The organism is Nocardia sp. NPDC058480, assembly GCF_042720495.1.
GTDB lineage: Bacteria > Actinomycetota > Actinomycetes > Mycobacteriales > Mycobacteriaceae > Nocardia.
The window spans coordinates 167,418-190,654 of the sequence record NZ_JBHXMN010000009.1 but is presented as its reverse complement, the minus strand read 5'-3'; the positions used below and the strand labels follow the sequence as shown (position 1 = coordinate 190,654).

General features: G+C 69.8%; 11 protein-coding genes. All 11 read right to left on the bottom strand.

Features of this window, described 5'->3' with window-relative positions; genetic code table 11:
- Positions 1-64 precede the first annotated feature (64 nt).
- Positions 65-823, bottom strand: coding sequence for a toxin-antitoxin system YwqK family antitoxin (locus tag ACFWO8_RS21850; RefSeq protein ID WP_378953914.1), 759 nt, complete (start codon positions 821-823; stop codon positions 65-67).
- Positions 820-1,962 carry a hypothetical protein gene (locus tag ACFWO8_RS21845; RefSeq protein ID WP_378953911.1) on the bottom strand — a complete coding sequence of 381 codons (1,143 nt, stop codon included), beginning with the start codon at positions 1,960-1,962 and terminating at the stop codon, positions 820-822. The genes ACFWO8_RS21850 and ACFWO8_RS21845 overlap by 4 nt, the downstream gene beginning before the upstream one ends.
- Positions 1,955-3,361 carry a hypothetical protein gene (locus ACFWO8_RS21840; RefSeq protein ID WP_378953908.1) on the bottom strand — a complete coding sequence of 469 codons (1,407 nt, stop codon included), beginning with the start codon at positions 3,359-3,361 and terminating at the stop codon, positions 1,955-1,957. The genes ACFWO8_RS21845 and ACFWO8_RS21840 overlap by 8 nt, the downstream gene beginning before the upstream one ends.
- The gene (locus tag ACFWO8_RS21835) at positions 3,358-3,849 is read right to left on the bottom strand and encodes a DUF6301 family protein (RefSeq protein ID WP_378953904.1); all 492 of its coding nucleotides are present in this window, start codon (positions 3,847-3,849) and stop codon (positions 3,358-3,360) included. The genes ACFWO8_RS21840 and ACFWO8_RS21835 overlap by 4 nt, the downstream gene beginning before the upstream one ends.
- Before the next feature lie 2 nt (positions 3,850-3,851).
- Entirely contained in the window at positions 3,852-4,118 is a 267-nt protein-coding gene (locus tag ACFWO8_RS21830; protein ID WP_378953897.1) for a hypothetical protein, read from the bottom strand.
- A 28-nt stretch (positions 4,119-4,146) separates the two neighbouring features.
- Entirely contained in the window at positions 4,147-20,232 is a 16,086-nt protein-coding gene (locus ACFWO8_RS21825) for a T3SS effector HopA1 family protein (RefSeq protein ID WP_378953892.1), read from the bottom strand.
- A 16-nt stretch (positions 20,233-20,248) separates the two neighbouring features.
- Positions 20,249-20,728: a YbaB/EbfC family nucleoid-associated protein gene (locus ACFWO8_RS21820; protein WP_378953859.1), complete on the bottom strand. Its 480-nt coding sequence runs from the start codon at positions 20,726-20,728 to the stop codon at positions 20,249-20,251.
- A gap of 18 nt (positions 20,729-20,746) precedes the next feature.
- Positions 20,747-21,067, bottom strand: a complete 321-nt coding sequence (locus tag ACFWO8_RS21815) for a hypothetical protein (protein WP_378953851.1) — start codon at positions 21,065-21,067, stop codon at positions 20,747-20,749.
- 147 nt (positions 21,068-21,214) lie between these two features.
- On the bottom strand, positions 21,215-21,598 hold the full coding sequence (locus ACFWO8_RS21810) for a hypothetical protein (protein WP_378953849.1): 384 nt from the start codon (positions 21,596-21,598) through the stop codon (positions 21,215-21,217).
- Positions 21,595-21,954 (bottom strand): hypothetical protein, encoded by a 360-nt coding sequence (locus tag ACFWO8_RS21805; RefSeq protein WP_266296744.1) that lies wholly within the window; start codon positions 21,952-21,954, stop codon positions 21,595-21,597. Before ACFWO8_RS21805 ends, ACFWO8_RS21810 begins: the two co-directional genes overlap by 4 nt.
- Before the next feature lie 28 nt (positions 21,955-21,982).
- Positions 21,983-23,230: a hypothetical protein gene (locus ACFWO8_RS21800; RefSeq protein WP_378953842.1), complete on the bottom strand. Its 1,248-nt coding sequence runs from the start codon at positions 23,228-23,230 to the stop codon at positions 21,983-21,985.
- Between the last annotated feature and the right edge of the window lie 7 nt (positions 23,231-23,237).

The following is a 23,237-nucleotide window of genomic DNA, read 5'->3' as shown; positions in this document are numbered from 1 at the left end:
CGCGGATGTGAATCCCGCATGTACAGCACGGATCTCACCGGTGGCAGCGCATCGACAATCGGGCTCAGCGGTGGCGCTCGGTCGCCGCACGGAAGGCCGGGTCGCGGCGATCGAAAGATGCTGGGAGATAACCGTTCTCCCGGATATAGTCGAGAAAATCCGCAGGCAGGGCCAGTGCGTGTTCGGCGTAGTACTCGATGAAATCGGTGCGCCAGATCCACACGCCGTCCGAGTGCAGCGAGGGCCCGCCGGGGATCCACCCCTGCCCTGCCAGCAGGTTCGGTACCGCCGACATCACATCGAAGACGCCGGGAGCCGTGCGGAGATAGCCGAGGACTCTGGCGTGCTCGGCGCCGCGATCCGGGATCAGCGCGTCCCGGATCGAGGGCAGCTCGTCGCGTTCGCCGTTGTACATCTCGCGATACATCCCGAGCGGCTTCAGCTCGGTGACCGCACCGGCCTCCAGTCGGTGTTCGACCAACCTGCCGTGTTCGTCCCAGCGCTTGCGCAGGCGCAGCGAGCCGGGACCGGCGTACAGGTCGAGCGTGGCGAGGGTTCCGTCGCGACGCCACTCCCGCCATTCACCGACCGGCATCCCCCGCTGCGTGGTGCCCGCCGACGCGGGGGAACCGTCCTCGTACCAAGCCTGACTCGGCCCGTCGTCGGCTCCGTCGACGAAATGCCATCGCGCGGCGATCGCGCCGCCCGGATGGAGTTCGACCGCCTCGCCCGTGTACGGCTCGCCCCGGTAGCGGGTCGGCTCGTCGCCGGAACTCAGCGCGAACTCCGGATCGTTGACATCGAGCACGGGACCGTCGGTCATCTGCTCGTCTCCTTTCCTGTCGCGCCCGCCATCATGAGTTCGAACAACGCGCTATCGATGTCGAAACCCGCTGCATCGCTGAACAATTCGACGAGTGCGGTGCGGGTGACCTCGCCCTCCTCCGCCGCGGTGACGAACCGGGCGACGGCCTCGAGCCGGTAGCCGGTCGCGCCGACGACATCGGCCACGACATCGATGACGGTCTGCGAGGTCCAGATGGCGGGGACGGCGGGGGCCAGTTCCGCCGATTCGGGCGACTCGGCGCGATGCCACGCACCGTCGTCCCACCAGTAGCAGAACGACAACAGACCGTCGGCCGCGCGGCCGTTGAGCACCGGCTCGGCGACCCAGGACGGCGCACCCGCGTAGAGGTCGGGCAGCGCGGCGTCGTCCTGGTAAGCCGCGCGCAATCGCGGCGCGTTCCACACTCCGCCCGAGAGCACCGCGCGCCCGCCGGGCAACGCGCACAGCGTCGCACCGCTGCGCCGCGCGCCTTCGAATTCGCCCACGCCCGGCGACATCCGTGGGCCCAGCGGCGATCCGACCGCAACGAAGGCCGCGGCCAGCGCGCCCCAGCGCCGGGCGATCAGTGGAAACGCCGGGAAGTCCTGGTCGGGCTCGGAGCGAAGCGCCTGCGTGCCCCGCACGCGGTCGCGACGTGCCTGATCGGCAGCGTGGCGCGGCGAGCGCACCTGCCGACCGCCGTGGCCGAGATAGGCGGCCAACCACACCGGCAGCGACGGACGCGGATAGATCTCGAGGTCGCTGCGATAGGAAGCGGCGTCGAAGAGCTGGCCATCGGGAAACGGGTCGGCGCCGTAGTCGTAGTCGACTTCCATCTTGCCGTCGGCGGTGAGCTCGAGCAGGTATCGCCACCATGGTTCGGGGTCGCGCTGAGCCGACAGCCTGCGGTGTTCACGCACCAGGGCGAGCAGGTCCTCCGCGGGGAACGCCCGGATCGCGCGGCCCCGCTCATCGGCGAACAGCACCGATGCCGATTCGGCGGTCACCGTCATCGCGAACGCCGCGGTGAGCCGGAACCACCCCGGCGGCCCCAGCTCGGCGAGCTCGAGGCCGATCCGGTAACTCAGTGCCGACATCTGCTCCGCTACCGGTGCTTCGATGGTCTGCTCAGCCATGCCGCTCCTGGAAACGCCGCTCGAAGGCGTCGATGTAGATCGAGGGCGCCACCGACGACGAAGACCGTTCCAGCACACCGTCATCGGCGACGTAGTAGATGGCCCGGCCGATCGCGATCTCGCCGGGTTCGACCGGCAGGTAGACCATCCAGCCCATCGACAATCGGTCCGCCCGCAGCAGCGCGGATGGGTAGTGGGTGGTGTCGATGTTCGCGGCGAGCAGGTGTTCGCGGACCCGGTCGAGCGCCTCCGCACGTGGCATCGGCGCCACGCCTTCGCTCGTCGTCACGCCGGCGAGGACGAGGTGGAACAGGGCGCCGTCGATATCGAAGAATCCTTCGTCGTCGAAGAGTTCGACCAGCGTGCCCCGGGTGACGAGACCGGCCTCGGCCGCGGTGACCAGGGTCGTGGCGGCGGTGCGCACCTGTTCGCTCGGGTCCTCGTCGATCAGGGCGGCGACCGCGTGTGCGGTGGCCGCCGCCGACCACACGTTCGGCAGTGCGATCGCGATGGTCTCGGCGGCAGGCGATTCGCCCTGATACCAGTGCCCGTCCTCCCACCAGTAGCAGAAGGACAGCAGGCCGGCTGCCGCGCGACGGTCGAGCATCGGGGTGGCCACCCAGGCGGGGGCGCCATCGTACAGCTGGGGCAGCGGCGCGTCCGCGTTGTAGGCGGCGTCCAGCGCGGGCGCGTTCCAGACACCGCCGGAGAGCACGGCTCGACCGTCGAGCTGGACGAGTGAGCTGCCGTGCCGCTCACTGGTGTCGAAGCGGGCGACCGAGGGCTGCCATCGTGGCCCCCAGGTGGTGCCGACCGCGACCGCGACACCGGCCAGTACGCCCCACCTCGCCACGAGCAGCGGCAGCGGTGGGAGCCCGTCCGCTCGGACCGGCGCCGAATCCGCCGCACGGTCGGCGCGCGCCTGGACCGCCGCGGTCGCCGCTGAGCGCAACTGCCGATCGTCGTGGTTCAGGTAGGCCGTCAGCCAGCAGGGCAGGCGGGTGCGGGGGAATGCCGTGAGGTCGGCCTGATAGGCCATCGGCGGGAACAGGTGGTCGACCGGGAACGGGTCGTCGCCGTAGTCGTAGTCGACCTCGATATGGCCCGAGGGGGTCAGGCCAAGGGTCAACCGCCACCACGGTCCGTCACCGAGTTGGGCCGAGCGCTCGCGGTGTGTCCTGATCAGCGCGAGTACCTCGGCGCAGGGGCGCAGTCTGGTCACCCGCTGCTCGTCGTCGGTGTAGACCGCAAGCACGATCTCGGCGGTCACCGTCAGCGCGAAGACCGCGTCGACCCGGCGCCAACCGGTCGGTCCCTGGCTCGCCAGCGCGCGGGCGGCGCGATGCATCAGGTCGCGGGTCTGCTCGCCGATATCGGCGGCGTGGCTGCCGTCGGTCACCGCGGATTTCGCTTCTCGAACTCGACATTGCGATCGTCGGCGGCTAGCCGGGCATTGGTCACCAGGTAGAGCACGACCGACACCGGCGACCGCACCAGGACCACGGTCCGTGCCGGGCCTGCCCAGCGAATCTGGGGCCACTGTCCCGGAATTCGCGCGGTGGGGTGGCCGAGTACCTCGGTGAGGACATCGGTGATCTCGTCGAACGTCGTGTGCAGGTCTTGCGCACCGGCCGCGTCTTCTTCGACGAACTCGGTCAGCCGGGTTTCGATGCGCACGGCCTTGCCGTCCTCGCCGTGCACCTTTCCACTGCCGGCCCCGAGGCCGGTGTCGAGGATGACCCAGTCCGGTCGGCTCACCACCGCGCGCCAGCCGAACTCGGCCAGCAGGTCCGGTACATCGTTGAGCTCCCACGACCAGTCCAGGTCGCGCAGGCGGGTCGCGAGACCGGCCAGCTCGGTGGTCGACGGCTCGTGCTGTTCGGTCACGCCTACACCCCGCCGTCGAGTCTGCGGGCCAGCGCGGCCTGACGTGCCCGCCTGTGCGAGCCGTCGAGTTGCGCGGCGAACTCGGCGCGGGCGGCGGTCACCAGGTCCTCCGGCACGTTCGGGTAGACCCGGGAGATCGCCCAGAGCGCGTTCTCGGTCTCGTTGTCCAGGCCGGTTTCGGTGCGCAGACCACCGCCACCGCACACCGAGGCGAGCATCTGCTCGAAATTGGCCCGCATCTCGTCCTCGGTCGGGTAGTCGGTGCGCATGCTCGCCTGCTCCTAGTCGTCTCGGTCGTCATCGGGGAGCGAAGATTTCGGCTCGATGGGCCGGGTTCGCCAGCACCTGCGCGATATGCGCGCCCAGATCCATCTCGCGCGGCAGCGATCGGTAGAACAACTCGCAGATCACGGTGCCCGCGTGGACCACCGCGAACCGCGTGTGCCTGCGATCGGCCGGGCCGTGCTCGATGCCGACCGGACCGTCGAGGTCGATCATACGATCGCTGACCCGCAGCGCGAGACTGGCGCCGTCCCGATAGAAAACCACCTGAACACCGCCCACATCACCGTAGACACCACCCACCCCACCGGCGTCCGGCGCGGCGGCCCGCAGCGCGCCGCTGGACGGGTCGAACTCCGCGCGCACACCGTAACCGACGAACGGGCGCACGAGAATCTCCCCACTCGAGGCCCCCGGTGCCTGCCCGTGCCCATTCCGGAACCGGCGTCCGCGCTGGTCGTGTCGCTCCTGCGCGGCGTACCCGCCCGGCGCGGAGGGTGGCATCGGCGAGAACGGCATGGGTGTGCCGGAGTCTGCCGGATATGCCTGCGGCACAACGGGATATGACCCGGTTCCGGGTGAAGTGACGGGGATGCCCATCGGTGGTGTCGGCAGGTCGGGAGTCGACACCGGTGGTTGCGGTAACCACGGCGGAGGCGGGATCGATGGTGGCGAAGGCTCCGTGGGTGACTGCCACGGGGGAACCGGATTCGACGGTGTCGGTTGTTCCGGGGTCGACGGCGGGGTCGGCAGCGCTGGCCAAGGTTCCGTTGGCGTCGGCCACGGCGGTGCCGGATTCGACGGAGCCGGCGATTCCGGGGCCGGCACAGGCATAGGCGACGTGGGCCAAGGGTCGGTAGGCGTCGGCCATGGCGGAACCGGATTCGACGGGTCAGGAGGCCCGGGCATCGACGGCGGCATCGGCCCGGGCTGCGTAGGAGTCGGCGGCGTCGGCCACGACGGCACCGGATTCGACGGGGCCGGCGATTCCGGGGTCGGCACAGGTGTCGGCGACGCGGGCCAAGGTTCGGTAGGCATCGGCCATGGCGGCACCGGGTTCGAGGGATCAGGAGGCCCGGGGATCTGCGGCGGGGTCGGCGCAGGCTGCGCGGGCCAAGGCTGCGTAGGCGTCGGCCACGGCGGCACCGGATTCGACGGGTCAGGAGGCCCGGGGATCTGCGGCGGGGTCGGCGCAGGCTGCGCGGGCCAAGGCTGCGTAGGCGCCGGCCACGGCGGCACCGGATTCGACGGGTCAGGAGGCCCGGGGATCTGCGGCGGGGTCGGCACAGGCGGCACAGGCGGCACAGGCGGCACGGGCGGCACAGGCCAAGGTTCCGTTGGCGTCGGCCACGGCGGAACGGGGTTCGGCGGAACCGTAGGCGGGGTTGGGATCGGCGTCGGCGGGGTCGGCCAAGGTTGCGGAGGTGTCGGCCACGGAGGGACCGGAGGTGGCGTTGGGGTGGGTGTCGGCCATGGAGGAGTCGGCGGCGTCGGGTTCGGCGGCGTCGGGTTCGGCGGCGTCGGGTTCGGCGGCGTCGGGTTCGGCGGCGTCGGGTTCGGCGGCGTCGGGTTCGGCGGAACAGGCGGCTCGGGCTGACGTGGCGGCTCGGGCTGACGTGGCGGCTCGGGCTGAGTCGGCGGCTCGGGCTGGGTCGGCGGCTCGGGCTCGCCTGGGTCGGTGGGGGTCAGGTCGAGGTCTGGCCAGCGGATCCGGTCGACGTGCATCAGGTCTGGGAATTCTGGGTCGAATTCCCTTGGGGGGTGCGGGATATGCGAGCGGAAGGTGGGGGCCGATGGCGGTGGGGTCCGCCGGGGGGCCGTGGTGGTGTTCGGCGATTCAGGGGTTCCGTCGTCGCCGGGCGAGTTGGGAGTTGGCCGGGCAGGGTCCGCCTCACCGGGCGAGGTCGCGGGCGGGGCAGATTTCGCCTCACCAGACGAGTTGGCAGTAGGCCGAGCAGGATTCGCTTCTCCGGGCGAGGTGGCAGGCCGAGCAGGATTCGCCTCACCAGGCGAAGTGACGGGCCGGGCAGGGTTCCCCTCATCAGACGAATTTGCAGTAGGCCGAGCAGGATTCGCTTCTCCGGGCGAAGTAGTGGGCCGGGCAGCGTCCGCCTCGCCAGGCGACGTCGTTGGCCGGGCCCGGTTCGCCTCGACAGACGAGTTGGCGGGCGGGGCAGGGTTCCCCTCATCAGACGAATTGGCGGTAGGCCGAGCAGGATTCGCTTCTCCGGGCGAAGCGGTGGGCCGGGCAGCGTCCGCCTCGCCAGGCGACGTCGTTGGCCGGGCCCGGTTCGCCTCGACAGTCGAATTGGCGGGCCGAGCAGGGTTCGTCTCGCCAGACACGTTGGTGGGCCGGGCAGGATTCGCTTCGCCGGGGGTAGGCAGCGGGTGGGTTGTCGTCGAGTCGGGGGCGGGTCGGTTGTTCGTGGCTGCGTTGTCGAATGCGGCGAGGGCTTCTTCCCTGGCCTGTTCGAGGTCGTTCAGCGCGCGGACGTAGTCGGCGTGCGCCTCGATGTCTCCGTCGACCCGGTCCAGATCGTCGATAACCCGATCGTGGTCGGCAGCCGACTCTTCATCGGCGCGGGTGAACGCCTCGTCCACCGCTGCGGTCTCGCGCTGGCGGGCAGCTTCGATCTGCGCCAACGGGTTCGGTGTGGGCTCTGGGCCGGAAGGCGGGGTGGTGGGACCGTTGTTCGGCGTTCCGGTCTCGGGGGCGGGGAGTGTGTGGGGTTCGGTGGCAGGTAGTTGTTCGGCGCGCACGGCCAGGTCCAGTTCGGCGAGCAGGCGGGCCAGGGTGTCGATCTGATCGGCGCGCAAGCGGATCTCGCCGCGCAGTGCGGCGAGCTCGGCGACCAGCTGGTCGGGGGTCAGGCCCTCGTGACGCTCGATCCGGCCGTCGCGGTACGCCTCGTACACCTTGGCGAAGGTGGCGTCGTCGGCGTCGGTGATGTCGACGCCGACGATCCTGGCCCAGTCTCGGTTCGCGCTCGGCCGGTGCGCCTGATCGGTGGTCGGCAGTGGACCGCTGTCGGGTCGGGCCGCCGCTTCGGCCACCGCGGTGGCGAAGTCGACCTCGCCGCGACCGCGCATCGCATCGGCGACGACATCGCGCACGCTGTACACGGCATCGGGATCGTGCATCGGCAATCTGCCGTCCACCACGCGCGGATCGGCGGACTCGTCGCCGCGCGGCACCTCGGAGTAGACGTCGACTTCCTGCAGCGCACTCGCGTATTCGGTGAGCGCGTCGCGCACAAGGTCGTGTTGCCCGTCGCGTTCGAGCATCCGCAGCAGCTTGCGCAGCTTCTTGGCCGAGAGCCCGCTCGCGCTAACCGCGTAGACCCGTTTGCCGTTCGGGCCATCGACGAATCCCGGTGGCAGCAACGCCATGATCCGGGGATCGATGTTCACCCGGGCGATGAACCGCTTCGGCACCAACCTGCGCGCCCGCTCCTCGGAGACGAGCCGCTGCGCGAGCTGGTTCCGCGCGGCGTCGACGGCAACCGGGTCGATCTCGCGCAGTTGCTTGGCGTAGGCGACCAGGTCGCCGACCTGTTGCACGCGAAGCGCTTTCGCCGTCGAGGTGTCGGTGAGTGCGGCCACCAGGGTTTCCGGGGTGAGCGCGGCCTGGGTGAGCCCGAGCCGCGTCGCGAGGTGACTGCGAGCGTCGCCGACCTCGTGGAAAGTCTGAATATCGTTGGCGGAGCGCGTGAAATCGCTCAGCGCCTCGATCTGAGTGGCCCGTACGGCATTGTCGAGCCGCAGATCCGGCACCAGCGCTTCGAGCTGGGACGGGTCGAGGCCGAGCGGGTTCAAGCCCAGATCGCGCACCACCCGCACCAGATCGGTCAGTACGGCGGTGGGCGAGCGCGGCGCGGTGGTGGACAAGGTGGGAGTGAGTTCGTCGGCATTGAGCACCGCCCGCCACGGACCGTCGCCGTCACGCAGCAATGTCACGGCCAGTTCGCGGCCGTCGACAACCTCGCGCCGATGCCGGACATCCGGGGTGTCGACGGCTTCGAGCCGAACATTGCCCGACCAATCCGTCTGTGCCACACGGTAATCGACAATCAGCTTACGCCGAGCGAGCTGGCCGGCGAGGTCGGAGTCGGCGGCCAGTAGCCCGGCCAGGACGTGGTCGCGCTGGGCGAGACCGTCGACGATGACCAACCGGTCGGGCCCGATCGCGTACGGCACCAGCGCCGCCTGATCGCCGTACCTGGTATCGACCGGCGTACCGCCCTCGTCACCGTCCGGGAAGAGCAACCGCTCGGCCGCCGCCGTGAACTCGGCGACCCGGGCCGACCTGGCGATGCTCTCGGCCCGCAGCCGTTCGAGCAGCGCGTCGGCATCGGCCCTGGTCGACACCTGATCGATGCCCACATCGCGACTTGCCGCCCAGGTGGCCAGCTCGTCGCGAAGCTGATCACGACGCAGCGCGTGCTCGAAGAACTTGCGCAGGCCCTCGTCGCGACCGAGCTCGTCGGCATCGCCCCACTCCGGCAGCGGCTCGGCGCCATTGCCGATCGGGGTGACATTGAGCAGCCCCGGATCGTGGCCGAAGGCCCGGAGGAATTCGTCGCGCAGCCGGCCGAGCGGGTTCTGGTCGATGAAGCTCACCTCACCGCCCATCGGCACGGGCCGAGGGGTGGGATCGGGATCGTCGTGTCGACCGCGCCGCGGCGGCGACGCTTCGTCGAAGTCGTCGTCATCATCGAGATAGCCGTCGTCATCACGGTATTCATCGATGGCGGCTGGTTCGCGCCGACCGGGCAGCCCCGCCGAATCCGGCCGGGTGCCATCGCCGAGATCGGCCCCGTAAGGCAGCGTCTGCTCTTCGATGAACCGCGCCACCGCGGCGGACAGCCCTTCGATCGAGCCGACCATCCGCATCGCGCGATACTGCTGCTCGTCGATGACTCGGCGCAGCGTTTCCGGCGACTCGTCCGGCAGCTCGATATCGAGCAGCCTGCGCGCGGCCTCGGTCAGCGTCTCCCCGTCCGGCGCGGGCGCGACAGGTTCGGGCAGTTGTGGTGCGGCAGGCGGCTCGTCCGCGAGCCGGTCCGCCGCCTCGGGCGAGATCAGGTCGTGCTCGAGCAAGGCGTCGATGATCCGATCACGCGCTGCGCCATCGGCATTGGCGAACGCAAGCAGCAGCCCCTCGCGCGCCTCGTCGGGTGTGGTGCGGCCGACTTCGAGGTCGCCGGTCACCTGGGCGCGCACATCGTCGGGGTCCACGTCGGTGTACCAGGGCTGGTACACCGACCCGTCCGGCAGCCGCATCGGCAGGTGTTCGCCCGCCGTATCGCGCATCCGGGCCGAGAGTTGGCCCAGCAGCGGGATCTTCTCCCGGTTGGCGATCCAGATCGGCAACTGCTGCGCGATCCGCAGGAAGGTCGGATCCGGCCCACCGGCCTCCGGCGGGGCCTGGATCACCGGTATGTCCGGGTTCGCCGGCGGGGTCACCGGCGCGGGCGCCGCCCCGCCCGACTCGACGAGATCGGCGAGGCCGCTGATGCCGTCGGCGATGGCGGCCTGCCCCTTGGAATCGCCGACCGGCGAGCCGGACGGATACTTGATCTGCTCCACATGCTGCGGCATGGAGTCGCGGATGAACTGCCATTCCCGGCGCAGCCGGGAGGTCGGTTCCGCGTCGGCCAACGGCGCGTTCTCCCCAACCACCAGCCACCGATCGTCGCCGTCCGGGCGGACATGCAACGGCACCTGCTCGCCGTCGACATCGATGACCACCTTCGGCGGGTGGCCGACGGCGGCAGGCTCGATCGGCTGGTGGGTCTCATCGCGCGCGGGCTCACGCGGGCTCTCGGGCTCCTCGCCCTCACGGGCGGGCTCACGCGTGCTGTCCGGCTCATCGCCCATGAGGTCCAGCGGCCGATCGACCTGCTCGCGAGGACGATTCGACGCGTCCGCCCGATCACCCGGATCGTCGGCGACCGGCAGGAGGTCTCCGGGATGGAGATCGGGGTCCGCGGCGTACCGCATCAGCAGTTCGTACAGCGCGCGGACGGGCGGGGGCACCTCGTCCACACCACGGAAGACCACGTGGGCGAACGCCTCGGCCAGCGCCTCGCCCGACCGGAGCATCTGATCCTGGTCGAGGCTGTAGCGGCTGAGCATGCCCAACCAGTCGCCGAAGTCGGCGTCGGGGTCGCGCTTGCTGAGCTCGAGCAGATAGGCCTCGGCGAGCATCCGGGCGTTCATCTGCCCCGCGGTGTCGAGGACGTGCCCGAACTCGTGCGCCACCACGTAGTAGACGGGCCGCGACAGCGCGGACGGGTAGAACAGGCCGGTGTCGACCGCGTCGCGAACCTGCTGGTGGAAGTCGTACGCGCTCGTCGCGTGGTCGTAATTGAGCGCGACTTCCTTGCTGTGGTAGCGGCCGGATTCGATGGGGCCACGCTCGGTTTCCCCGAGCACACCGAAGGGCATCGACCGAATCGCGACGCTGCGCAGATCGACGTCCGGGTGCTGTCTCGCCATATCGACCGCGCCCCTGGCGAATTCCTGCACCACCGACCAATTGAGGCCGGGCAGATCGAATCCGATCGCCGCCATGTCGGGATAGTCGAGGATGCGGGCGAGTTCGTCGCGCAGCCGCACGCCGACCTCGGCGGGACTCAGACCGGTCCATTCGTCGGCACCGGGCACCCCGAGCAACCGATTGTTGTCGGCTTCGAAGGAATCGATGTCCTCGCTGGGCGGGCGCAACGGCTCGATGCCATCGCCCATCCGGTCGACACCGGGCCGGTGTGAGGACTCCCCCGTCGCGGCCTGGTCGACGATCGGCAACGGGACATCGGCGAGGACGTTCACGCCGTCGCGCACCAGCAGCAGCTCGGTCACCGTCACCTCGCCGCGCGCGGAAGCGTGCACCAGGTGGTACTCGACCCGCAGTGTCTCGTCCCCGGTGGCCTCGCGCAGTTCGCGCACCGCATCGATCAAGGCTCGGCCCGCGTCGCTGTCGGGATCGAGACCGCGCGCCGCCATCTGGGCCGGGGTCTCGTTGAGGATCCTGGCCAGGTTCTGATCGATCGCCAGGGTGCGCCGCAGGTATTCCGGCGAACCCTGTTGCGCGTGTGCGGTTTTCGAGCCACCGAGGGCCGAGCCGACGCCCTTGGCCTCGACGACGATCAGTGTCGTCGGCGCACCGTCGACCGCCCGCGTCATCGACGCGATATCGACGGTGTTCGCGCCGTCGAAGGAACCGTCGAACGGGGACAACAGGATCGCGCCCGGCCTGGCCTGCGGGTCGAGGGCGAACGCCCGCCCCGCCAGCTCGCCGAGCTGCTTGGAGACCTCGACCATCTTCGGACCGAGGTCGTTGTATTTCGTCGCCGCGGCCTCCAACTCGGCGAGGGCGGTGAGCTCGGCCACCAGGTCGGCATCGGTGAGCGACGAATCGGCGGCGAGCCGAGCCTGCTGCCGCTGGATCTCGGGTCCAAGGCGGTCGGTCGTCAGATCGCTGAGCCGCTCGATCTCGAACCGGCCCATGAGCTGATCCATGGTGGCGCGGACCGCGTCCCGCTCGTCTTGTAGCGCCAAGCGGTCGGCGGACGCGTCGCGCAATTGCTGGGCGAGGTCGGGATCGCGCACCTCGTAGGTGTGCGACTCGCCCTTCTGCGCGAGGTAGTCGTAGTCCGCGGCGGTGAGGTGATCGTCGATGAACTGGTTGTTCGTGTTCCGGTAGCCGAAGTTGGCGTCGCGGTGGGTATTCGGCGCGTCGTCGCCGTGATGCAACGTGCCGTCGGGATCGCGGTAGCTGTCGGCGCGCGGATCGGGGCCCTCGCCCATCAGATCCAGCGGACGGCTGCGCGGTGGGGTATCCGGCTCCCCCGCACCGATTTCCGGCTTCGTCCCCTCGGGCCTCGGCGTCGGGTTCTCCGGTGCGGGCGCTTCGAACGGGACGTTCGCGCGGTCACCGGTGAGCGGGGTGCGGTGACCGTCCCAGTGCTCGCCCGGCATGCGCGAGACCCGGTCCTGGATTTCCTCCCAGGTGAGGTTGTAGTCATCGTCTTCGTAGCTGCGGCGCCGCTGCTCGGACCACTCCCACGCATCGCGCATCAACAGCAGGTCGCCCGGCTCCGGCTCGCCCCGGCTCAGTCGATCCCACGCCTCGGCCACATGGGCCAGCCGGTCTAGCGGACGCCAGCGCGGCTGACCGGAATCCGGGTCGGTCAGCAGGATCTCGTCCTGCATGAGCAGCCGCTTGATCTGGCGCACATTGTCCGGAGTGAGGTCCGGGACCCGGCTCGGCAGCTGGTGGGCGACCGTGTCGGCGATGACGTGCGGTGGCACACCCGCGTCCAGCCAGTCGTACACCTGCCGCAGTACTTCGCGGCGCGCGTCAGCCTCCGGATCCTTGCGGCTGAATCGGAGTTCGGGGTCGGCGAGCTGGGCCCTGACCTCGTCGATCAACGCCCGGCGTCGGGTATCGGCGTCGCCGGGCAGGCGGGCGGCCGCGTCGTCGAGGGCGTCCTCGAGGGCGCCGACCATCTCCCGAGCCTGCGTCCGCTGATCCGCCACACGCTGATCCCGCACGGCTTGCGCGATCGCATCGGCATCGCTGTCGGTGCGCAGGAACCGCTCGTATTGATCGTTCGCCCAGCTCTGTACCTCGGCCCAGGCGGCCCGGCGAGCATCGCGGCGATCGCGCATCTGCGCCGAATCGTTCGGGTTGGCGACCACGTCGGCACGGTCAGGCGCGTTGACGAACGGCTGCTCCGGCGAGCTGAATCGGCGGAGCAGCCGCTTCCGCTTGAAGCCGGGGCTGATCCGGTGCGGATTGTCCGAATCCGAGAACCACGACCAGCCCGAGAACTTCACCAGTTCCACCGTGAGCCGCAGCAGGTTGGACGCCGCTTCGGGCACCGGATTCGCGTGACTCTCCAGGCCGGGGTCCAGTGGCGGACCACCGGGCAACCTCGGCAGGAAGCCCTCGTTGATGCCGGGGCCGGGCGTACCACCGAAGAACCCGTCCGTGACGGCCGCCTGAGTCGGACTGACGCCGACACTGCTCACGCCTTCGGGCAGCGGCCTGCCTTCGAACTGCTCGGGGCGGTCGTCGGAGCCGCGCCGATTCTCCCACCGGGCGCCTTCCGGGTTGACGCTGTGCCAGGTCCCGTCGGACGAACGCCACTGCACGACATCCAGATGCGTGCGCTCGCCCCGGCCGTCCCGGTTCGTGAAATCGATGGTGGTGCGCCGCACCTGTGGTCCGTCGTCGGGCATGGCATCGACGCGCGCATTGCCCTCGCGGTCGGCGGTGATCCTGCGGAACTCCACCGTGGCGCGGTCGCTGGTGAGGGCCCTGACCACCGCGTCGCTGGTGCTCAGCGCGTGTTGCAGGGCGGCATCGTGGTCGGTGAGCCCGCCGTCACGCGGCATATAACCCAACTGATCGCGCGGGCCGTAGACGATGATGCGCGGCGGTTCGCCGTCCACGAGCCCGACGTCTCTGGTGTGCATCCGGCCACCTTTGCCCTCGATGTCGGTGCGGGCCGCACCGGCCACCAGCGCCATCTCATCCTGCAGGCGGCCGATCCGATTGTGTGCCTCGTTCACATCGCGGGCGGCGGTGGCGAGGGTGTTGATCTCGTCGGCGCGACGCCCGGGTTGGCTGTCACGCAGCTCGTCGATCGTGGCGGCGAGGTTCTCCGGGCTCAGCGCGGCCTCGTTGATCGCGCCGTCGGCGTCGACCAGGCCGAAGCGCTGCGCCAGGTCGTCGCGCATCGCGCGGTGCGGCTTGATCCGCAGCAATTCGGCGGCGCGGCGACGGGCCAGCCGATCCAGTTCGGCGGCGGCCTCAGCCCTCGGCGGCCGACCGTCGATGGCGCCGCTGGCCTCGAGTCCGGCGATCTGACGGTCGACGGCGGCGAGGTCTTCGCGCAGGTCGATGACTCGGCGAGCGGCATCGTCGAGCTTGGCGGCGGCCTCACGCCGATGCGCCTGGTCGGCCTGCGAGCGCCGCTCGTTGACCTGCCCGCCTGCTTCCTCGCCGATCGCCGCGACCCGGGTGGACTGCGACGCCGCCTCGTCCGCCAGCCTGCGCATCGTCTGCGCGAGGTCGGCCCGGGTACCGACGGCCCGTTCGGCATCGACGATCCCCATCAGTCGCGTGACCCGATCGTCGCGCTTGGCCCGCCAGAACTCGGTCTCCCGCGCCAACTGGTTCCGCTCGGCCATCAGCCGGTCGTACTCGGCCTTGGCCCACGCGTCGGCCGCGGCGATATCCGGTTGCGACGCAGGAGGATCCATCATCCACGCCGCACGCGGATCGGTCGGCGACGGATCGGTCGGCGATGCCGGGTCATCCATCATCCAGGCACGACGCGGATCCGTCGGCGACGCCGGATCGTCCATCATCCAGGCACGACGCGGATCTACTGGCGGCGAATCAGACTGCGACGCAGCATCATCGGCCATCCAGGCCAGACGGGGGTCAATGGGAGGCGAATCCGACTGCGACGCCGGATCATCCAACATCCACGCACGACGCGGGTCCACTGGCGGCGAATCAGACTGCGACGCAGCATCATCGGCCATCCAGGCCAGACGAGGGTCAACGGGAGGCGAATCCGACTGCGATGCCTGGTCGCCCAGCATCCACCCGCGACGTGGATCGATCGGCGGCGAGGCAGGATCATCGACCATCCACGCTCGCCGTGGGTCCACCGGCGGTGTGACAGGGTCATCCGATGTCCGCCCACGGCCCGGGTCCAACGGCGACGAATCCAATTGCGACGCCGGATCACCCAGCATCCACCCACGACGCGGATCCGTCGGCGACGAATCCGAGCGCGAAGCAGGGTCCATCATCCAGCTCACGCGTGGATCCGGGATGGGGCGGCCGGGGTTGTCCTCGCCCATCAGGTCGAGCCCCCGGCGATTCGGCGATTCGGGGTCCGGGCGAAGGTGCGGGTATTCCGGCGATGCCCCCTTCTCGGGCAGCGTGCGTAGTACTTCGGCATGGAACGCGGCGAAGTCACCGCCGTTGGCGAGGGTGGCCACCAGCGCCGCGTGGATCGCGTCCGAGCGCACGAACCCGAAACTGTTGCCCGAAGGATGTGCGCCGAAGCCGACACCCTCCAGTACCTGCCGCGTCATCGGCGGGGCATCCCAGAGGAAGACGTCCCCCGCTTGATCGCGATAGTTGCGCAACCACTCGGTCACCCGGTCCACGTCGCCGAGATCGCGCACGTAGACCACGACGGCGTCGGGCCGGGTGGCCAGCGGGCCCGCCACCTTCGCGGTTTTGACGCCAGGGTGGTCGTCATCGAGGATCAAGTCGCGCACGAGGTTTCGCATCAGCTCGGGCGCGGCATCCATGCGGGGGTTCACGTACACCCGGTACCCCGGCGAGAAGTCGGCACCCGGTCGGCTGAAGTGCAGGAAGTGGAAATCCTGCCCGACGGAATCGACGTCTTCGGGCAGGAGCATCCCGCGCCGATCCGGCGCCTGGATATACGCGTACCGAAGCTCGGGATTGTTCACCAGCAGGTCGGTGATGGCACGCAGGTAGCCGGCGGGGTCGGAGGTCACATTGGGCGCGTGCGCGAGCGCGTACTGGTTGTACACATCCATGGCGTTGCGCACCGAGTCCCGGCGGTCCCAGACTTCCCGGACGAAGGCGTCGAGGCTCTCGCGCGACAGGCTCGGCGGTTCGAGACCTGCCTGCTGATACAGCGCGTCGCGCAGCTCGAGCAGTTCCTCGAACGACAGATCGGGCCGGTCGGCGCGCAACTCGTCGAGCGAACGCGGCGGCCCGCCGGCATCCGGGCTCTCGCCCAGCGCGATCCCGTCGACAACAGGCCCGAACGGAGCGTCACGCGGGAGATCGGGATTGCGCCCGGCCTCGTATGCCTCATCGGGACTATAGAACCGCGGCTCCTGCGCGGGCTGACGCGGATCTGGTTGCCGCCCTGGCGATTCCGCCGAGTTACGCGGATCCGGCTGCGGCCCCGGCGATTCCGCCGAGTTACGCGGATCTGGTTGCCGCCCCGGCGACTCCACCAAGCCACGCGGATCCGACTGCCGCCCCGGCGACTCCACCACGCCACGCGGATCAGGCTGCCGCCCCGGCGACTCCGCCGAGTCATGCGGGCCGGGCTGCCGCGCGTGCGGCTGCCCCGGATTGCGCGAGTCAGGTTGCTGTGCAGGTGATTCCGGCAGGCTGTGCGGGGCGGGTGCGGGGTTGTCGGTACGTGGTGTGGGTCCAGCGCTGTTCGGGTCAGCGGATGACCATTGCAGGCGGGGGTCAGCGGCGCGCGGCGGCACGACGTTGCCCTGGGAATCCATCAGGAGGGCCGAGACCGAGCGCAGGTCCGGTGGGGTGGGGCGCGGATAAGGGTGGCGCGCACCGGTTTCGGGGTCGAGTATCTCGACGCGGTGCTGGCCGGTCGCCGGATCGAGGCCGACGACCATGGCGTAGGGCGCGCCGCCGACGACGAGCCCTTGGCCGGGGCTCACGAACTGGTCGACCACGAAGGCGCGCGGACCGGCGCCGCGGGCGATGTCGGCGGGATCGGTGTCGCGGGCCATCCGCATCAGCTCGTCGACGATCCCCTGGTGCCGTGGCCGACCGGCGCCCGGGTCGGCGTAGTCGTGCAGCGGGCCGCCGAGGGCAGCCTCCAGATCCGCGCGTGACCGGCCGTCCTCGCCCATCCGGTCCGTGCGCAGGTCGCCGAAGTCGCGGGGTGCTCGCGGCGGGTCCGCAGGCTGATGCGCGCCGTCGGCGACCGGTCCGGTGGTGTTGCCGGGCCGGAATTCCTTCCATTTGCCACCGACCAATTCGGCGGGCTCGTCGGGTTCTGGATAGACACCGACTTCCTTGGTCGGCGCGTGCACCTTCGCACCGAGCAGGTCGGCGAGTGCCTTCGCGAAGCTGCCGTCGGCACCGCTGTGGCAGGAGAGCAGCCGCACCGGCGTGCCGCGAACGTATTTCGGGTTGCTCAGGATCGCCTGGGCGATCAGCTCCACATCGACCCGACCCGCCTTGCCCGGAATCGGGTGCCCGTCCATGCTTCCGTGCAGGACAACGTCGTGCGCACCCTCATTGCGCACGTTGTCGCGCACATTGTGCGTCTTGGTGTCGTTGCCGATGGACGTGGCGGTCGGCGTGTGGACCACGCCCTGACCGTTGGGCAGCAAGTACGCGTAATCGGTTCTGCCGTCAGCGATTCCGTCGTCAGCCTCGCTGCTCCGGTCGGCACCGTCACCGCGACCGGCATCGTTGCCGCGACCCGCATCGTTGCCGCGGTCAGCACCATCACCGCGGCCCGCATCATCACCGCGGCCCGCATCATCACCGCGGCCCGCATCGTTACTGCGGTCGGCGCCGTCACCGCGACCGACGCCATCGGCAGGCGCACCCGGATCGCCGATCGGAACGCGGGCGCGTCGACGCGCGGGATTCGACGGCGCGTTCTCTCCGGGAACGAGCGGCACGATCGGCGCCACCGCCTCATCGATAGGCGCGGCCCGCCCCGTTTCCCCGTTGTCCGCACCATCGCGCGATTTCGTCGCCACGTCGTCCGCACCCTCGGCGCGCACGGCGGGCTGGTTGTCCGCACCATCGCGCGAGCTCGTCACCACGTCGTCCGCACCCCCGGCGCGCACGGCGGGCTGATCATCCGCACCATCGCGCGAGCTCGTCACCGCATTCTCGGCACGATCGGCGCGCACGGCGGGCTGATCATCCGCACCATCGCGCGAGCTCGTCGCCACGTCGTCCGCACCCTCGGCGCGCACGGCGGGCTGATCATCCGCACCATCGCGCGCGCTCGTCACCGCATTCTCGGCACGATCGGCACGCGCGGCAGGCTGATCATCCGCACCATCGCGCGCGCTCGTCACCGCATTCTCGGCACGATCGGCGCGCACGGCAGGCTGATTGTCCGCACCGGTCAGCCCCTCGTCGGCGAGCCCCGCGCGACTGTCGGGGTGGCCAGCCGCATCGTCGGCACCGGCTCGTGACGCCGACGATTCTCCGGTCACCGGCATCGAGTCGGGGGTGGGGCCGACGATCCCCGCACCCGAGAGGCCATCCGCCCCGGCACCTTGAATCAGATCCCCGGCCGAACCCCGACTCGGAGTGGAAGAGGTTGGCGCACTTCGTGGTTCGCCGCCAGTTGCAGCCTGGGAGGCGGGCGCTTGGTTACCCGGCGCAGCAGGATTCGGACTGCCCGCCGTCGGCGCCGAGCTGCCGACGGCCGGAGTCGCACTGCCCACCGCGGCCGGTGCCGGGTTGCCCACAGCAGCCGGGCTCCCCACCGCGGTGAGAGGAGCGGCGGCAGCTACCGGAGCGTGCGCCAACTCGCCGGGCGTTGCCGCGGTGACCGGCGCGACGGAGTCAGCGGCACCACGCGAACCGAGGTCTGCGCCCGACAGCCCGTTCTCCCCCAGCGGAACACCGGCCCGCTGCGCACCATTCGGATCCCCGGCCTGACCGACCGACGAATCAGGCTCCGCCCCATTGCGATTCGTCTCCGACGACGCGCCTTCGGCACGATCATCACTCCCCGCCCGATCGCCTTCGGCTCGAGCACCCTCAGCACGAGCACCGTCCGCACGAGCACCGTCCCCTTGAGCACCGTCCGCACGATCGCCCTCAGCCCGGGAATCCTCGCCGCCTCGCTGACTGCCGGCCAAGTCCTCACCCTGACCCGCCCTGGAAACAGCACGATCGTCCCCCGCCGAAGCGGCCGGCTTCGCTGCGCCGCCCTCGGATTCACCGATGGACGCCGCGGCAGCGGGACGCACCGAAGACCCGTCGTTGCTACTCGACCCGAGCCCGGACGGACCACTGGCCCTCGGCCCGTCCTCGCGAGTTCCCGCGGCGGTGTCATCACCATCGCCTTCCGCGAGCCCGGCACGGCTCCCCTCACCCACCCCGGCCTCGTCGTCGGCACGCGTCGGACCACCCTGCGCGGTGTCATCGTCGTCCGCGCGCGAACCCGCACCGAGCGCGCCGTCGTCACCCTCGCCGGCACCTCGCCCCTCGGGCGAGCCGATCCCGGCGATCTCATCGATCTGCGCCCGCAGACTCGGCCCGTCCATCGTGTCGAGGCCGAGCGTGGGGACGCCCTCGCGGGTGCGGTAGGCATGCGCGCCGGTCCCGCTCAGGCTGGACAGCAGCCCGTTGGACACCCCCGCCGTCAACATCAGCGGATCATGATTCTTGGGGTTGGCGGCGTGCGCGGCCCGATCCCAGGCCGCGTCCCATTCTTCCTGGTTCTTCGCGTCGTGCAGGTCGATGGCCAGCTGGGTGCCGATGGCGGCGTAGTTGCCCGCCTCGGCCCCGACGAAGCCTGCCGTCGGCCCCGTGATCGCGGCCTTGAGCCACCGGTTCATCTGCGGGCCGAGGATGCGGTCGCTCATGAGCTCGCCCGCGGGCCCGGCGAAAGCGCCGCCGATCGCCGAGCTCACCATGGTGACCAGCAGCTGGCGGTCGTTGATCTCGTCGCGGTGCCCCTGGCTCACCTGCCAGGCCTGGGTACCGAGTTCCTGCATCGTGCCGAGGGTCAGGTCGATGGCCACATGCTTGGCGAGGAACTTCAGGATGGTCTTGACGAAGGCGTTGCGGCCGAAGCGGATGAGGGCACGCGTGGCCGCCTGCCCGATGATCCGCACCGCCAGCCGCGTCGCCAAGATCGCGGCGGCGTTCAGCGCGGGCGAGGCAGGCGTCGGCGGCACCCAGCACAGGGCGATCTCGAGCGCCAGCAACGCCAGCGACGAGTAGAACATGATCTTCGTGTACTCGACCTCGGTGCCGGTGTTGAACACCGATTCGCCGACCGAGTCGAAGTACTCGGCCAGCTTCTCCAGCGACTGATCCTTTTCGGACCCGTCGCCGCTGCGCATCGAGTTGAAGTCCTTGATCATCTCCTCGACGCCCTTGCCGAACGGATAGGCCGTCAGCGAGGCCGCTTTCGCGTCGTCGATGTCGTCGAGGATCCCGCGCAGTTCCGCCGCGGCCGCCTTCCAGTCCTCGGCGAGACCGAACAGCTCGTCTTCGTTCCCCTCGGGCCACTCCATGCCGGCCGGATACTTGAGCCAGCCCAGCTCATCGGGAAGATAGATCATCCGTGGTTACGCGAGGTCACCAGCTCGAGTCGGTCGCCGAACCCGACCGATCCGGTGCTCCGAGTAGCTGGTCGCCTTCCGAAATCTCCTGCCGCTCAGCGGAATCAGGGGCCGCGAGGGAGGCCTCCACGGCCTCGGGAACGATGAGATCAGGCATGTCGGCGACGAAGTCGGTCAGTTTCGGCAGCCGCGAACGGCTTTCCTGCAGCGGTGCCATCATTTCCTGGGTCAGCCGGGCGACCTCGGCCGCTGCCTGCTGCGCGGCTTCGGTTGTCGCCCTGGCGATCTCGGGGTAGGTGAGATCGTCGATGTTGTCGCTGAACTTGGTCTCGATCACCTTGTAATCAGCGTTCACCGACACCGTCACCCGCTTGCGGACCGTCGCGCTGGCAATGATCTTGGCGCGGTCGCGCTGCACCTGCGCGATCGAGCGCATCTGCTCCTGCACACCTTCGATGATGTCGGCGAGCTGGGCCTTTGCCTGTTCATTCGTCATGATCGATCGACCCCCGGATCAGCGCAAGCCGTCGTAGTTGCCCTTTTCCATCTGCTCGAGCAATCGGGCAGACTCCAGCTGCCCGGCGGACATCGTGCCCATGTTGCCCGCGATGGTCGCGGCGCTGTCGGTGGTGTTCTTCTTCGACGCCTCGTAGCCGTTGTCGGCGTCGCCTTTGAAGAAGTTCTGGCCCAGTGTGTCGTTGCCCCAGCAGGTGCCGCGCCGCTCAGCTGCCGCGTCGAGCCGGCTGATGACGCCGTTGATCTGGTCGCGAACCGAACCGGTCTTGGCGGCCGCCCTGCGGAACAGCAAGGGTTCGTACTCGAACTTCTCCACCATCGCGTTCGTGTCCCTCCAGCGTCAACGCACCGTTCCACAATTCGTTTGCTGCGCAAAAGAATGACAGGGGTGAGCGAATCTTTCGTGACGCCAACGTGAATGGAGGGTTCCCACCGCGTGATCGCTACGCAATGGGCGGTGGCGCGATCAGCCGAAGTAGCGCAGGAGCGCGTCGTAGAACGTCTGGTCGTCCTCGACCGCCGGTGGGGTGTAATCGATGGACCGCACGTAGTCGACGAAGTCGGCCGGGATCTCCAGGGGTTGGGCGGCCAGGTACTCGACGGAGTCCTCGCGCCAGACCCACACACCGTCGGAGTTCAACGACGAACCGCCGGGGATCCACCGGTCCTGCTCGAACAGGTGCGACACCGCCTCCATCACATCGAATCCGGCCGGTGGATTGCGCAGGTAGGCGATGATCTCGGCGCGGTCGGGCAGGACCTGGTCGGTCGTGGACTCGGCGATCGAGGGCAGTTCGTCGTGCTTGCCGCGGAACATCTCCCGGTACATGCCAACGGGTTTGAGGATCACTGGGTCACATCCTGGATCAGGGTGCCCGCAGCGTCCCACTTGCGCCGCGCGCGCAGTCTGCCGGTTTCGTCGTAGACGTCGATCTGTTTGACGGTGCCGTCCGGGTACCACTCGCGCCACTCGCCGATCGCCCGGTTTCGCGAGGCTGTCCCGTCGGATTGGGGTGAACCGTCGGGGTAGAAGCCCTGGGACGGGCCGTCTTCCATGCCGTCGACATAGGTCATCAGGGTGAACAGCGAGCCGTCGTCGTACAGCTCGACCATCTCCCCGGTGAACAATTCGCCGCGGTAGTACATCAGACCGTCGGGGCCGGTCGCGTCGGCCTCCGGGTCATCCGTGTCGATCCGCCGGGTCATCGATACCTGCCTTCCGTTCGCTGCGTTCCTACGGTGTCACAACCGCGGCGACCGTCGCATCCGGCGTGGTGGCGCCGACGACGGTCAGCTGGAACAACGCGCCGTCCACGTCGAAATCGCCGTCGAACACCTCGGCCAACGAGGCGCGGGTGACCACGCCCGCCTCGGCGTCGGCGACCAGTCGCCGCGCGGCCGCGTGCTGGGATTCAGTGGGCTCGTCGGCCAGCAGACCGGCGATGATGCCCGCGACGATGTCGGCCGTCCACATACCGGGCACCGCCTCGGCAAGGTTGCCGGCGCCCGGGGAATCCGCGCGATACCAGTGCCCGTCAGCCCACCAGTAGCAGAACGAGAGCAGGCCGGAACTCGTGCGCGCGTTCAGCACCGGGTCCGCCACCCACGCCGGGGCGCCGCGATACAGATCGGGCGACTCGGCACCGTCTTGATAGACCGCCGCCAAGGCCGGGGCGTTCCACACCCCGCCCGAGAGCACCGCCCGGTCCCCCGGCAACGCCTGCAAGGTGGACCCGCTGCGGCGCGCGCCCTCGAAAACACAGGTCGACGGCGCCACCCGCGGACCCCACATCGACCCGACCGCGACGAACCCCGCCGCGATCACCGCCCATCTCCGGACCAGCACCGGGAAGTCCGGGAATTCGGTGTCGGTGCCGCATCGCAGCGGCACCCGTCCGGTCGCCTCGTCATCTCTGGCCTGCGCCGCCGCCAGTCGCGGCGGACGCGACTGTCTGCCGCCGTGCCCCACATAGGCGGCCAACCACAATGGCACCTGCGAACGCGGATACGCCGTGAGGTCGGCGCGATAGACCTCGGGTGCGAACAGTTGATCGTCGGGGAAGGGTTCGTCGCCGTAGTCGTAGTCGACTTCGAGCTGTCCCTCGTCGGTGAGGGTCATCAGGAAACGCCACCACGGGCCGTCGCCGAGCGAAGCCGACAGATGCCGGTGCTCGCGCACCGACGCCAGGACCGACTCGGTCGGGAAAACCCGCGCCACCCGATCGTTGTCATCGGTGAAGACCAGCGCCGTCGACTCGCCCGCCACGGTCATCGAGAACGTCGCCTGCACCCGGCGCCAGCCCGGTGGCCCGAGTTCGGCTGTCTCGCGGGCGATCCGGCGACTGAGCTCAGCGGCGGTGTCCAGTGGCGACAGGGTGAATCCGACGTCGGGCGCGGCTGTCGCTTCGGGCGCGGGGACCGTTTCGGGTGCTGTGGTCGTCTCGGCGTCAGGTGTCATCGCGTCAGTGCTCGGCGTGGTCATCGGTGCT